The following is a 13,428-nucleotide window of genomic DNA, read 5'->3' on the forward strand; positions in this document are numbered from 1 at the left end:
AGCTCGGGGCGGCGTCGCCGAAACCCGGCGGCGGGACGAACGGCGGCGCGGCCGGCGGCGGTGGAGCCGACGACTGCGTGGTGGGTTGCTCGTCGGCCGGCCCCGGCCTGCCGGCACCGTTCGGGCCGTCGGGGAAGCGCTCGGGGCCACCCGGATACCGTGGGTCCCGGTGCGTCATGCGCGCCAGCGTACCCAACCTTTTCGAGGGGACCAGCCGTGCCGAACGACCACTACTTCTCCGCGGATCCGGCCGCGCCGGCGACCCGGGTACAGGTGTCGTTCACGGCGGCCGGCCGGGAGCTGGAACTAACCGCCTCCGCCGGCGTGTTCTCCGCGTCCCGGCTGGATCCGGGCACCGCGGTGCTGCTGCGCAAGGCGCCGTTGCCGCGCCGCGCCGGCACCCTGCTCGACCTGGGCTGCGGGTACGGGCCGATCGCGGCGACGCTCGCGGTCAGCGCGCCGGAGGCCACCGTGTACGCGGTGGACGTCAACAGCCGCGCGCTGGAGCTGGTGCGGGAGAACGCGGCGCGCATCGGTGCCGCCGACCGGGTCGTACCGGCGACGCCCGAGCAGGTCCCGGCCGACGTCCGGTTCGACGAGATCTGGTCGAACCCGCCGATCCGGATCGGCAAGCCGGCGCTGCACGAGCTGCTGCAGACCTGGCTGCCGCGGCTCGCGCCCGGCGGGGTCGCCTGGCTGGTCGTGTCGCGCAACCTCGGCGCGGACTCGCTGGCCGGCTGGCTGACCGAGCGCGGCTACGCCGTCGACCGGCACGCCAGCCAGAAGGGGTACCGGGTGCTCAGCGTCACTCGCGACACCGACTGACGGCGGCCGCCGGCCGGGCCGAATTGGGTTCGCGTTCCGGCCGGCGGGCCGGCAGACTCCGGTAGCCGTGGGGTATGTCGACGTGGCCGGGGTGGCGCAGGTGCTGCCGGACGGCCGGGAACTGTTCGCGGACGTGTCGTTCCGGGTCGGCGAGGGCGCCAAGGTCGCCCTGGTCGGTGCGAACGGGGCCGGCAAGACGACGCTGGTCTCGATGGTCGCGGGCGACTCCCCGGTGCACACCGGCGCGATCGCCCGGTCCGGCGGTCTGGGCGTGATGCGCCAGTTCATCGGGATGAACCGGGCGATGCCCGGCATCGACGCCCCGCACGGTGCCTGGACGCTCGGCGACCTGGCGCTGTCGCTCGCGCCGCCCACGGTGCGCGAGGCCGGCCGTACCCTCGCCGAGGCGGAACGGCGGATGCGCGCCGAGGAGACCCGGGGCAAGTTCTCCAACGTGGCCCGGCGGGCCCAGGTGCGCTACGCGGAGGCGCTGGCGGCGTGGGGCGACGCCGGCGGGTACGAGGCGGAGGTCGCGTTCGACGTCGCCGCGATCGAGGTGCTCGACGCCGAGTGGCCGGACGTCAAGGACCGCCGGCTGGACACGCTGTCCGGCGGCGAGCAGAAGCGGTTCGCGCTGGAGTTGCTGCTCGCCGGGCCGGACGAGGTGCTGCTGCTGGACGAGCCGGACAACTTCCTCGACGTACCGGCGAAGCGCCGGCTGGAGCGCCAACTCACCGCCTCCGACAAGAGCATCTTGTACGTCAGCCACGACCGGGAGCTGCTCGCGAACACCGCCGACCGGGTGGTGACGCTGGAGTCCGGCAGCTGCTGGACGCACGGCGGCGGCTTCGCCACCTGGCACCAGGCCCGCGAGGACCGGTACGAGCGGCTCGACGAGCTGCGCCGCCGGTGGGACGAGGAGCACGCCAAGATCAAGCAGCTGGTGCTGATGTACCGGGAGAAGGCGAAGTACAACTCGGACATGGCGAGCCGGCTGCAGGCGGCGAAGACCCGGCTGGCCAAGTTCGAGGAGGCCGGCCCGCCTCCGGAACGCCCGCGCGACCAGGACATCCGGATCGACCTGCGCGGCGGCCGTACCGGCAAGCGGGCGATCAGGTGCGAGCAGCTGTCGCTCACCGGCCTGACCGACCCGTTCGACCTGGAGGTCTGGTACGGCGACCGGGTCGCGGTGCTGGGCGCCAACGGCACCGGCAAGTCGCACCTGCTGCGCCTGCTGGCCCTCGGCGGTACCGATCCCGAGCCCGGCACCGTGCTGCCGGGCACGCAGCTGAAACCGGTGGCGCACACCGGCGTGGCGCGGCTCGGCGCGCGGGTCCGCCCCGGGCACTTCTCCCAGACCCACGACCGCCCGGAGCTGGCCGGCAGGTCGCTGCGCGACATCCTGTGGCACGGCGACGAGGACCGGCCCGGGATGGACCGGTCGGCGGCGATGAAGGCGCTCAGCCGGTACGAGCTGGCGTTGCAGTCGGAGCAGGACTTCGGCACCCTGTCCGGCGGCCAGCAGGCCCGGTTCCTGATCCTGCTGCTGGAGCTGTCCGGGGCGACGTTGCTGCTGCTCGACGAGCCGACCGACAACCTCGACCTGGTCAGCGCCGAGGCGCTGGAGGCCGGGCTCGCGTCGTTCGCCGGTACCGTCGTCGCGGTCACCCACGACCGCTGGTTCACCCGCGGCTTCGACCGGTTCGTCACGATCGCCAACGACGGCACCGTCACCGAAACCCCCGAGCCGGTCTGGGACGTCCGCTGACGGGGCGGTGACGGCGGTGGGAGACCATGGGTTGGTGTCCATTCCCCGTCAGGCGCTCGACGCGCCGGACCCCCGACAGAAGCTCGACCCGGACGACGTCTCCCAGGTACTGCCGATCCGGCTGACCGCCGACGACTCGGACGAGCCGTTCGACGTGATCGACGCGCTGACCCTGACCCGGTTCACCAACGGCGAGCAGCCGTTCGCCCGCACCGTGCGGCTCGACCGGGTCAAGCCGGAGGCGACCCTGATCCCGCCGGACGGTCGGCTGCTGCGCGGCGTCCGCGAGGACACCCGCCGATCCCAGCTGGTCGCCGGCGACGGCTGGACGCTGCGCGCGATCCGCTGGCACAGCGGCGGCGGCGAGGTCACCGTGACCGCGGAGTCCGAGGAGCTCGCCGACCAGGTACTGGAACGGGCCGTCGCGGGCGCCGCGGCGGAGGAGAAGGCGCCGAGCGACACCGTCGAGATGGGCTTCTGGTACCACTCGAGCCGGCGCGGCGCGTACCGCACGACCAGGTCGATCGCCGCCGCCGACTGGGCCGACATCCGGCGCAACTACGCGCGCCCGGTGTCCGCGGCGCTGGACTCGCTGATGACGCTGACCGCGGAGACGGTCACCGGCCGGCTGCTGCTGTTGCACGGCCCGCCCGGTACCGGCAAGACCACGGCGCTGCGGTCGCTGGCCCGGGCCTGGCGCGACTGGTGCCAGGTCGACTGCGTGCTCGACCCGGACAAGCTGTTCGGTGAGCCGAGCTACCTGATGGACCTGGTCATCGGGGACGACAGCGACGACGGCCGGTGGCGGCTGCTGCTGCTGGAGGACTGCGACGAGCTGGTCCGCGGCGAGGCGAAGTACGCCACCGGGCAGGCGCTGTCCCGGCTGCTGAACCTCACCGACGGCCTGCTCGGCCAGGGGCGCAACGTGATGGTCGGCATCACCACCAACGAGGACCTGCAGCAGCTGCACCCCGCGGTGGTACGGGCCGGCCGGTGCCTCGCGCAGGTGGAGGTGGGGCCGTTCGCCGCCGACGAGGCGCAGGAGTGGCTGGGGGACGCGGCGACCGCGCCGGCCGAGGGCGCCACGCTGGCGGACCTGTTCGCGCTGCGGTCCGGCCGGCGCCCGGTCGAGCTGCGCCACGAACCCGAACCGGCCGGCGGCTTCTACCTGTAACGCCCACCGCGGCCCCGGCGCCCGGTTCGGCGGCCCGAGTTGATCTGTTTTCGCAGCTCAGAGGTGTGCCTTCTCACTGTCCGGCGGGGCCCGTGACGGGACACCATCGAAGAGTGAGCGCCCCCCGTGAGCTGACCGTGCCCGAGCTGACCGTGCCGGCCGCCGTGCACGACCCGGTCCGCACCCTGCCCATCGTCGTGCACATGGACGACGCCGACACCACGTACGACGTGGTCGACGCGCTGTCGCTGTCCCCGTTCGCCGACGGCGCCCAGCCGTGGGCTCGCACCACCCGGCTCGACCACGTACGGCCGGAGGCGACGCTGCTGCCGGCCGGTGCCGTACCGGTCCGGCAGGCGTCCGGTGACCGCCGCGAGGCGCTGCTCGCCACCGGCGAGGGCTGGACGCTGCGCGCGGTGCGCTGGCGCGGCGGCGGCGGTGAGGTGACCGTCACCGCGGTCAGCGACGAGCTGGCGCAGCGGATCCTCGCCGAGGCGGTCGCGGACGCCGCGACCCCGCTGCTGGAGTCCGCCGACAGCGAGGTCGAACTCGGCTTCTGGTACCACTCCGCCCGCCGCGGCGGCTACCGCACGGTGCGCGCGGTGGACGCGCCGAACTGGGCGGACATCCGCGGCAACTACGCCGCCAGCGTCGGTACCGACCTGGACAAGGTGATGGCGTTCCGGCCGCGCCCGACCGCCGGCCGGCTGCTGTTGCTGCACGGCGAGCCCGGTACCGGCAAGACCACCGCGCTGCGCTCGCTGGCCCGGGCCTGGCACGACTGGTGCCAGGTCGACTGCGTGCTCGACCCGGAGCACCTGTTCGCCGACCCCGGCTACCTGATGGACGTGGTGCTCGGCGACGACGAGGACGACGACGACGGCCGCTGGCGGCTGCTGCTGCTGGAGGACTGCGACGAGTTGATCCGCGGGGACGCCAAGCGCACCAGCGGGCAGGCGCTGGCCCGGCTGCTCAACCTCACCGACGGGCTGCTCGGCCAGTCCCGCCGGGTGCTGGTGGCGATCACCACGAACGAGGACCTGACCCGGCTGCACCCGGCCGTCACCCGGCCTGGCCGCTGCCTGGCGCACCTGGAGATCGGCGCGCTGCCGCACGAGGAGGCCGCCCGCTGGCTGGGCGACTCCGGCCCGCTCGCCGGGGACGGCGCCACCCTGGCGGAGCTGTTCGCGCTGCGCGACGGCGGCGGCGCGGTCAACGCGGCCCGTACCGCCCGCCCCGCCGGTGGCTTCTACCTCTGAGCCCGCGACCACTGCGGGATACCCGGACAAGTCCCTGAGTTGCCGACTCAGGTGGTGATTTCCGGCAACCGCTCGCGTTGACTGGTGCGTACCGCTCTGAGGGGAGTTGAGTACGCATGCGGACGAGACTGTTCGCCGCCGGCTCGCTGGCGTTGACCGCACTGGCCGCGCTGGTCGTCGGCCCGGCGGTGGCGTCGGTACCGGCGAGCGCCGCGCCGGCCACGATCGACTGGGCACCCTGCCCGGACCGGCCGGACGACCCGGCGCTGCGCTGCGGCACGGTGCAGGTACCGGTCGACTGGGCGAAGCCGGACGGGCCGACGATCGGAGTCGCGGTGGCGAGGCGGGCTGCCGACGACCCGGCCGACGATCGCGGGCCGCTGGTGATCAACCCGGGCGGGCCCGGCGGCTCCGGGGTCGACTTCGCCGAGGGCGCGCAGGGGTACTTCAGCAAGAGCGTGCTGGCGCACTTCGACCTGATCGGGTTCGACCCGCGCGGCGTCGGCCGCAGCCACCCGATCCGGTGCCCGGCCGAGCTGCTCGCCGCGGCGCCGGAGCCGGCCACCGACACCCCGGCCGCGTACCGGCAGCTGCGCGACTACAACGGCCGGCTCGGCGCCGACTGCCGGAAGCACACCGGCCCGCTGATCGACCACGTCGACACGCTCAGCGTGGTACGCGACATCGACGCGATCCGGAGCGCTCTCGGCGCCCGGCAGATCAGCTACTACGGGGTTTCCTACGGCACCCTGATCGGCCAGCAGTACGCCGAGCGGTACCCGCAGCGGCTGCGCGCCGCGGTGCTCGACTCGAACATGGACCACAGCCTCGGTACCGCCGCGTTCCTGGCGACCGAGACCGCGACCGACGAGGACTCGTTCGACCAGTTCGTGGCGTGGAACGAGCGGACCGCGGCGTCGCCGCTGCACGGCCGGGACGTGGCCGCGCTGTACGACCGGTTGATGGCCCGGGCCGACGCCGGCACCCTGACCGACCCGGACAGCGGTCAGCCGATCACGGGCTGGGAGCTGTCCGCCGGCGCGGTCTCGGCCTTCTACGGGCCGGACTGGGCCGAGCTGGCCACCGAGTTGGTCACCCTGGACGGCTCGCCGAGCGCCGCCCCGCGGGCGGCGGGTGAGCTGGCCGACTACCCGATGCCGGTGTTCTGCTCCGACTACTCGCTGCCGGTCCGCTCGTACCGGCAGTTCCACGGCTACCTGGCCTCGATGCGGGCGATCGCGCCGCACCTGCGGTACTCCAGCATCGGTTGGGGTGCGGTCACCAGCTGCCTGGGCTGGCCGGGCCGGGTGTCCAACCCGCAGCACGTGCTGCGGGCGCACCCGACGACACCGCTGCTGGTGATCAACGCGCGGCACGATCCGGCCACCCCGTACGCCTGGGGCGTGCACGACGCGCTGATGCTCGGCCGGCACGCCCGGTTCGTCACCTACGACGGGTGGGGCCACGGCACGTACGGCCGCAGCGACTGCACCACCGGCTACCAGGACCGGTACCTGCTGGACCGGGCGCTGCCGGCGCCGGGTGCGAGCTGTGCCGCGGTCGAACCGCCGGCGGCGTCGGCCCGTGCGGTACCGGCCCGGCCGGCGGCGCCGACCCGCACCGTTCCCGGCTGGTGACCAGGGCCACCGTCACCTGGTGAGCGACGACACGCCGCGCCCCGGACCACCGGGGCGCGGCGTACCGCGTCAGGTGCCGGCCTTGGCGGCGACCGCCGAACTGTCCGTGGTACCGAACCGGATGCCGCGGCGTTCCTTGCCGATCGCGCTGAGCACGATCACCGCGATCAGCACCGGCACGATCGTGACGGTCAGCGCGAACGGATAGCCGTGCCGTTCGGCGATCGCGGCCTGGATCGGCAGGTTCAGCGCCGCCAGCAGGTTGCCCAGCTGGTAGGTCACGCCCGGGTAGAAGCCACGGATCTCGTCCGGCGACAGCTCGGTCAGGTGCGCCGGGATGACGCCCCACGCGCCCTGCACCATGATCTGCATCAGGAACGAGCCGAGGCACAGCATCCCGGCCGTGGTGGAGAACGCGAACAGCGGCACGATCGGCAGCGCCAGCACCGCGCAGAACACGATCAGCAGCCGCCGGCCGAACCGCTGCGACAGCGTGCCGGCGACGGTACCGCCGACGATCGCGCCGATGTTGTAGAGCACCACGATCCAGGTGGCGGTGGTCGGGTCGAGCCCGATGCCGCCGTGCGCGGTCTCCTTCAGGAACGTCGGGTACACGTCCTGGGTGCCGTGGCTCATCCAGTTGAACGCGGTCATCAGCAGGACCAGGTAGATGAACCGGCGCAGCGTCTTCCAGTTGAACAGCACCTGCGCGATCGAGGTACTGGTCATCTTGCGCCGCTCGGCGGCCTTCTCCCACACCTCCGACTCGCGGACCCCGAGCCGGACCAGCAGCGCGATCAGCGCCGGGATGATCGACAGTGCGAACATCCACCGCCAGTTCAGCCCGAGCGTGGAGTGCACCAGCAGGAACGCCAGCGAGGCCAGCAGGTAACCGAACGAGTACCCCTCCTGCAGGATGCCGGAGAAGAAGCCGCGGCGGGTGGCGGGGATCTTCTCCATCGCGAGCGCCGCGCCGAGGCCCCACTCGCCGCCCATCCCGATCCCGTACAGCAGGCGCAGGACCATCAGGGTGGCGAAGTTCGGCGCGAACGCGCAGAGGAACCCGACCACGGAGTAGAAGCAGACGCAGGCGATCAGCGGCACCCGGCGGCCGGCCCGGTCGGCCCACAGGCCGAACAGGGCTGCTCCGACCGGCCGCATGACCAGCGTCAACGTGGTGATGATGGCGGTCTCGGCGAGCGAGACGTGGAACGTGTCGGCGATGTCCTTGATGACCAGGACGACGATGAAGTAGTCGAACGCGTCCATCGTCCAGCCGAGTAGCGCGGCGAGGAACGAACTGCGTTGGTCCCGGGTGAGTCGCTGCCGCCCGGACGGCGCTGTGTCACTCATAGCCGCATCCTGCTCTTGTGGCCGGTGTTTCGCACTATGTCGAACCAGTCGGATTTTGCCCGGCTATGGTCGGTCGACACGGGCGCGAACCGCGCTAGGCTGGTGCTTGACCGGGGCCACTTTGACCCTGCCGGATCGCTGCGGGTATCGTTGCGGGCTGTTGCGTGTACCGTCCGCGCGCCTGCCCGCGCCAGCCCGGCCATCCGGCCCGGTCTTCAGTGCGGCAGGCGTCGATAGCGTTAGGCGGCCGCACCCCGAGACACCGACGACAGACAAGGTAATTCTGTGCGTACGTACAGCCCCAAGCCGGGCGAGATTGCGCGCCAGTGGCACGTCATCGACGCCACGGACGTCGTGCTCGGCCGCCTCGCCAGCCAGACCGCGCAGCTGCTGCGCGGCAAGCACAAGCCGACGTTCGCCCCGCACATGGACATGGGCGACTTCGTGATCATCGTGAACGCGAGCAAGGTCGCGCTGACCGGCAACAAGCGTGAGCAGAAGATCGCGTACCGACACTCCGGTTACCCGGGTGGCCTGAAGCAGGTCCGCTACGTCGACCTGCTGGCGAAGCGCCCCGAGCGCGCGGTGGAGCTCGCCGTCAAGGGCATGCTCCCGCACAACAAGCTCAGCAGCCAGGTGCTGAAGAAGCTCAAGGTCTACGCCGGCCCGGAGCACCCGCACCTGGCGCAGCAGCCGGTGCCGTTCGAGATCACCCAGATCGCGCAGTAAGGGCAGGGATGAGCGTGACCAGCGACATCGAAACCACCGTCGTGGCCGAAGAGCCGATCCCGACGCCGCGCGCCGCCGACCGTCCGGTGCAGACCGTGGGTCGGCGCAAGGAAGCCGTCGTCCGGGTTCGCCTGGTGCCCGGCACCGGTCAGTTCAAGCTCAACGGCCGCGCCCTGGAGGAGTACTTCCCGAGCAAGGTCAGCCAGCAGCTGGTCAAGGAGCCGCTGGTGACCGCCGACCGCCTCGAGGCGTACGACGTGCACGCCAACCTGAAGGGCGGCGGCATCACCGGTCAGGCCGGCGCGCTGCGGCTGGCGATCGCCCGGGCGCTGATCGAGGTCGACCCCGACCACCGTCCGGCGCTGAAGAAGGCCGGCTTCCTCACCCGTGACGACCGCGCGGTGGAGAGCAAGAAGTACGGCCTCAAGAAGGCGCGCAAGGCGCCTCAGTACTCCAAGCGCTGACCAGGGGCCCGCAGCAGGGGCCTCGCAGGCAACACCGGCCCTGCGGCCGGGATCGCATTTTCGGCCGGGCACGAGTGTCGTGCCCGGCCGAAGTGCTGTAGTGAGAACATGTCCTGCGGCCGAACGGGCGACGACATGCCGGTGGCCGCGACGCGATCGAGGTGAGGCGGTGCGCATGGGCCGGCTGTTCGGTACCGACGGGGTTCGGGGCCTGGCGAATGCGGAGCTGACACCGGAACTGGCGGTCGCCGTCGCGGTCTCCGCGGCGCACGTGCTGGCCCCGGTACCGGACGAGTCGACCGGCCACCGGCCGGTCGCCGTGGTCGGCCGGGACCCCCGGGCCAGCGGCGACATGCTGGAGGCGGCGGTCGTCGCCGGCCTGTGCAGCGCCGGTACCGACGTGCTCCGGGTCGGCGTGCTGCCGACGCCGGCGGTGGCGCACCTGGTCGCCGAGACCGGCGCCGCGTTCGGCGTGGTGCTGTCGGCGAGCCACAACCCGATGCCGGACAACGGGATCAAGCTGTTCGCCGCCGGCGGGCAGAAGCTGCCGGACGACGTCGAGGACGCGATCGAGCGGTTGGTCGCGGCGCCGGACGGGTGGCGCCGGCCGCGCGGCGCGGCGATCGGCCGCGCGGTGGACCATGCCGCCGGCGCCGAGCGGTACCTGGAGCACCTGCTCGGGTCGCTGCCGCACCGGCTGGACGGGGTGAAGGTCGTCGTCGACTGCGCCAACGGGGCGGCCTCCGCGGTCAGCCCGGAGGCGTACCGGCGGGCCGGCGCCGAGGTGATCGCGATCCACGCCGAGCCGAACGGGCTCAACATCAACGCCGACTGCGGCTCCACCCACCTGGAGACGCTGATCGCCGCGGTCGCCGAGCACGGCGCCAACCTGGGCATCGCGCACGACGGTGACGCGGATCGGTGCCTGGCGGTGACCGCCGACGGTACGCCGGTGGACGGCGACCAGATCATGGGCATCCTGGCGCTGGCGATGCGCGAGTCCGGCACCCTGACCGACGACGTGCTGGTGGTCACGGTGATGAGCAACCTCGGCCTGCACCTGGCGATGCGGGAGCACGGCATCGAGGTCGCGACGACCGCGGTGGGCGACCGGTACGTGCTGGAGCTGCTCCGCTCGCGCGGCCTGGCGCTGGGCGGCGAGCAGTCCGGCCACGTGGTGCTGCCGCAGCACGCGACGACCGGCGACGGCACGCTGACCGCGCTGCAGCTGATGGCCCGGATGGCGGCCACCGGTACGAGCCTGGCGGAGCTGGCCGCGGTGGTCCGGCCGCTGCCGCAGGTGCTGCTCAACGTCCGGGTGGCGGACAAGGCGGCCGCCGCGGACACCGTCGTACGCGACTCGGTGGCGAGCGCCGAGCGGGAGCTCGGGGACAGCGGCCGGGTGCTGCTGCGCCCGTCCGGTACCGAGCCGCTGATCCGGGTGATGGTGGAGGCGGCGACCCAGCCGCAGGCCGCGGAGACCGCGGAGAAGATCGCCGCCGCGGTCCGCGCCGCCAGCCCGCTCTGACCGACCGCTGTGCCTGGCGCGCGGTGCGGCTCGGCCGGGTCAGAGCAGGCTGGGCAGCAGCACCGCCGCGAGGATGATCAGGAACACCGGGATCGCGACGACCAGAGCGATCAACACGATCCGCCGGCGCAGCTGGCGCTGGTCGGCCGCCGATGCGAAGTAGTCGTTGATGCCGTCGGTGACCTGCCGGCCGCGCTCGCCGGCGAGAATCCGCCCGGCGGCCCCGGGCGGGTACTCGGCCGGCCGTGGGTAGCCGTCGAGCGGTGGGTGTCCACCGTACGGCGGGTGGGCGTTCGGCGGTTGCCGGCCCGGGCCGGCGGTCGCCTGGTACGCGGCCGGGTGCGGCCCGGCCCCGTACCGGCTCGGGTCGCCGGCGGGCGGTGGGCCAGGGGGCGGGTACGGGCCGGGTGGCGGGCCGAGGAATCCTGGCGCGCCGTCCGGCGGGAGCGGGCTCGACATCCCGACATCGTAGGGCGCTGCACCCCATACCGGGAACGGCAACGACAGGTGCCCGCGGCGGGACGCCGGTGCAGCCGTCAGTCGGCGACGGTGGCGCGCAGCCGGGCGAGCAGCTCCTCGGTGAGCGGGGAGTGCCAGCGGCCGATCGGGTAGAGGGCGCCGACCTGGCGGACCGGCTCGGGGTCGAGGCGGCGGGCGACGACCTCGTCGTCCGGGCCGGCCAGCGCCACGGTGGGCACCAGGGCGACGCCCATCCCGGCGGCGACCACCGACTGCATGAACAGGTAGTCGCTGGCGTAGCAGGCCACCTGCGGGGTGAAGCCGGCCACCGCGGCGTAGTGGTCGAGCAGCTGCCCGACGTCGGCCCAGCCCTGCACCCAGCGCTCGTCCGCGAGGTCGGTGAACGCGACGGTGTGCCGGCTCGCGAGGGGATGGTCGGCCGGCAGTACGACGCGGACCGGGTCCCGGCGCAGCCGCACGTACCGCAGCGACTCGCCGACGCCCCAGTCGTCCGGCGGCCGGGGCGCGCCGAAGTGGTAGACGATGGCGAGGTCCGCCTCGCCGCGCCGCAGCTTCGGCACCGCGTCGAACGGTTCGTACTCCAGCACGGTGACCTCGGCGTCCGGCCGGTCGGTGGCGAGCGCGCTGACGGCCTGCGGGAGCAGCCGCTGCCCGGCGGAGGCGAACGTGGCGACGGTGAGCCGGCCGCGGGTGCCTTCGGCGATGTCGGCGATGTGACGCTCCGCTTTTGCCAGCTCGGCGGCGATCACGTCGGCGGTGGCCACCAGGACGCGGCCCGGCGCGGTCAGGGTGATGCCCGTCGTACGGCGCTCGACCAGCGGCACGCCGACCTGCCGTTCCAGCGCCGCGACCTGCTGTGACACGGCCGACGGTGTGATCTTCAACAGGCGCGCGGCGGCGCTCAGGCTGCCCCGGGCGGCGGCCGCCCGCAGCACCATCAGGCGAGGTACGTCGATCATTAGCTCTACTTAACACCCCTGGGCCAATTCACCACTACTACTGGCAGAGAAATCGACGCACAGTAGTTGCCGTGAGTCGACGTTCGCTGTTCCTGCTGCTCGTTCTGTCCGCCACCTGGGGCGCCTCGTACCTGTTCATCGACCTGTCGTTGCGCGGGCTGTCCGCGCCGGTGGTGGTGTTCGGGCGGCTCGCCATCGGTGCCGCGGTGCTGTGCGTACTGGCCCGGGCGAGGAACCGGCGGCCGTTCGCTGCGCTGCGCGGCGACTGGCCGCGGATCGCGCTGTTCGCGCTGTTCGAGATGGTGCTGCCGTACCTGCTGATCGCGTTCGGGCAGAGCCGGATCGCCACCGGTACGGCGAGCCTGCTGGTGTCCACCCAGATGCTCTGGCTGGTGCTGCTGACCCCGCTGATGGTGCGCGGCGCCCGGGTGCGGGCCGTGCAGCTGGCCGGCGTCGGGGTGGGCCTGGCCGGGGTGGCGGCGCTGGTGCAGCCGTTCGGTGCCGGTGGCGCCCCGGACGCGGTCGGCGCGGTACTGGTGACGCTCGCCGCGGCCAGCTACGCGATCGGCTCGCTGCTGCTCGGGTTGCTGCTGCCGGGCCGGCCCACGCTGCCGGTCACCGCGGCCGGCCAGGCGGTCGCCGCGGTACTGGTCGCGCCGGTCGCCGCGGTCGGACTGCCCCGGGCGGTGCCGGCCGCCGGGACGTTCGGGGCGCTCGCGGTGCTCGGGGTGGCCTGCACCGCCGGCGGGTTCCTGCTGTTCAACGTGCTGATCACCCGCTCCGGTGCGGGCACCGCGAGCCTGGTCGCCTACCTCGCGCCGGTGTTCTCCCTGGCGTACGGGGCGCTCGCGCTGCACGAGCCGTTCACGGTGTCGGCGGCGGCCGGGCTGGTGCTGATCGTCGCCGGTACGGCGTTGACCGTGTCCCGGCGGCGGCGCGCGGTTCAGCCGAACACGGAGCCGGCGCCCGCGGCGGTACGGGTCGGCTCGACCTCCACGACGCGGTAGCGGGCCACGCCGGCCCGGGCGAACGGGTCCTCGGTGACGATCCGGTCGATCGTGGCCCGGTCGACGTGCCGGGCCAGGATCGCCCCGCCGGTACGCGGCACCTGCCGGCCGGAGAGCACGAACGTGCCGTCCCCGTAGTACCGGTCGAGGTAGTCGCGGTGCTCGGGCAGCAGCGCGTCGATCTCGCTCAGCGGCTTCAGGTAGTCGAGCAGCAGGATGTACACGCAGGCAGTCTGGCATGGCGC

Annotated in this window: 13 protein-coding genes; 9 read left to right on the plus strand and 4 right to left on the minus strand. The window is 73.2% G+C overall.

The genetic code is table 11. The features are described 5' to 3' along the window. Positions 1-216: 216 nt before the first annotated feature. From NUM_RS10230 to NUM_RS10250, 5 genes are all read left to right on the plus strand, one after another. Entirely contained in the window at positions 217-825 is a 609-nt protein-coding gene (locus NUM_RS10230; RefSeq protein ID WP_207124545.1) for a class I SAM-dependent methyltransferase, read from the plus strand. A 67-nt stretch (positions 826-892) separates the two neighbouring features. Continuing rightward, positions 893-2,593: an ATP-binding cassette domain-containing protein gene (locus NUM_RS10235; RefSeq protein WP_207124546.1), complete on the plus strand. Its 1,701-nt coding sequence runs from the start codon at positions 893-895 to the stop codon at positions 2,591-2,593. A 34-nt stretch (positions 2,594-2,627) separates the two neighbouring features. Beyond that, positions 2,628-3,767, plus strand: coding sequence for a DUF5925 domain-containing protein (locus NUM_RS10240; protein ID WP_225918475.1), 1,140 nt, complete (start codon positions 2,628-2,630; stop codon positions 3,765-3,767). A 113-nt stretch (positions 3,768-3,880) separates the two neighbouring features. Then, a complete protein-coding gene (locus tag NUM_RS10245; protein ID WP_225918476.1) occupies positions 3,881-5,026 on the plus strand; it encodes a DUF5925 domain-containing protein in 1,146 nt (381 codons plus the stop codon). A gap of 116 nt (positions 5,027-5,142) precedes the next feature. Continuing rightward, a complete protein-coding gene (locus NUM_RS10250) occupies positions 5,143-6,663 on the plus strand; it encodes an alpha/beta fold hydrolase (RefSeq protein ID WP_207124548.1) in 1,521 nt (506 codons plus the stop codon). Positions 6,664-6,732: 69 nt separating this feature from the next. Here NUM_RS10250 and NUM_RS10255 read toward each other — a convergent pair whose 3' ends face one another. Then, positions 6,733-8,016, minus strand: coding sequence for an MFS transporter (locus NUM_RS10255; RefSeq protein WP_207124549.1), 1,284 nt, complete (start codon positions 8,014-8,016; stop codon positions 6,733-6,735). A 285-nt stretch (positions 8,017-8,301) separates the two neighbouring features. On the opposite strand from NUM_RS10255, the gene rplM reads away from it, so the two are divergent. From rplM to glmM, 3 genes are all read left to right on the plus strand, one after another. Next, positions 8,302-8,745: a 50S ribosomal protein L13 gene (rplM, locus tag NUM_RS10260; protein WP_207124550.1), complete on the plus strand. Its 444-nt coding sequence runs from the start codon at positions 8,302-8,304 to the stop codon at positions 8,743-8,745. An 8-nt stretch (positions 8,746-8,753) separates the two neighbouring features. Next, positions 8,754-9,209 carry a 30S ribosomal protein S9 gene (rpsI, locus tag NUM_RS10265; protein WP_207124551.1) on the plus strand — a complete coding sequence of 152 codons (456 nt, stop codon included), beginning with the start codon at positions 8,754-8,756 and terminating at the stop codon, positions 9,207-9,209. A gap of 175 nt (positions 9,210-9,384) precedes the next feature. Beyond that, entirely contained in the window at positions 9,385-10,737 is a 1,353-nt protein-coding gene (glmM, locus tag NUM_RS10270) for a phosphoglucosamine mutase (protein WP_207124586.1), read from the plus strand. Positions 10,738-10,776: 39 nt separating this feature from the next. On the opposite strand, the gene NUM_RS10275 is transcribed toward glmM, so the two are convergent. Together NUM_RS10275 and NUM_RS10280 are read right to left on the minus strand one after the other, a co-directional pair. After that, positions 10,777-11,196 carry a hypothetical protein gene (locus NUM_RS10275; RefSeq protein ID WP_207124552.1) on the minus strand — a complete coding sequence of 140 codons (420 nt, stop codon included), beginning with the start codon at positions 11,194-11,196 and terminating at the stop codon, positions 10,777-10,779. Between the two features lie 77 nt (positions 11,197-11,273). Next, a complete protein-coding gene (locus NUM_RS10280) occupies positions 11,274-12,176 on the minus strand; it encodes a LysR family transcriptional regulator (protein WP_207124553.1) in 903 nt (300 codons plus the stop codon). Positions 12,177-12,247: 71 nt separating this feature from the next. On the opposite strand from NUM_RS10280, the gene NUM_RS10285 reads away from it, so the two are divergent. Further along, positions 12,248-13,183 (plus strand): DMT family transporter, encoded by a 936-nt coding sequence (locus tag NUM_RS10285; protein WP_207124554.1) that lies wholly within the window; start codon positions 12,248-12,250, stop codon positions 13,181-13,183. On the opposite strand, the gene NUM_RS10290 is transcribed toward NUM_RS10285, so the two are convergent. Continuing rightward, positions 13,120-13,407: a YciI family protein gene (locus NUM_RS10290; RefSeq protein WP_207124555.1), complete on the minus strand. Its 288-nt coding sequence runs from the start codon at positions 13,405-13,407 to the stop codon at positions 13,120-13,122. The genes NUM_RS10285 and NUM_RS10290 overlap by 64 nt on opposite strands. Positions 13,408-13,428 lie beyond the last annotated feature (21 nt).

Source organism: Actinocatenispora comari (assembly GCF_017312725.1).
Taxonomy (GTDB): domain Bacteria; phylum Actinomycetota; class Actinomycetes; order Mycobacteriales; family Micromonosporaceae; genus Actinocatenispora; species Actinocatenispora comari.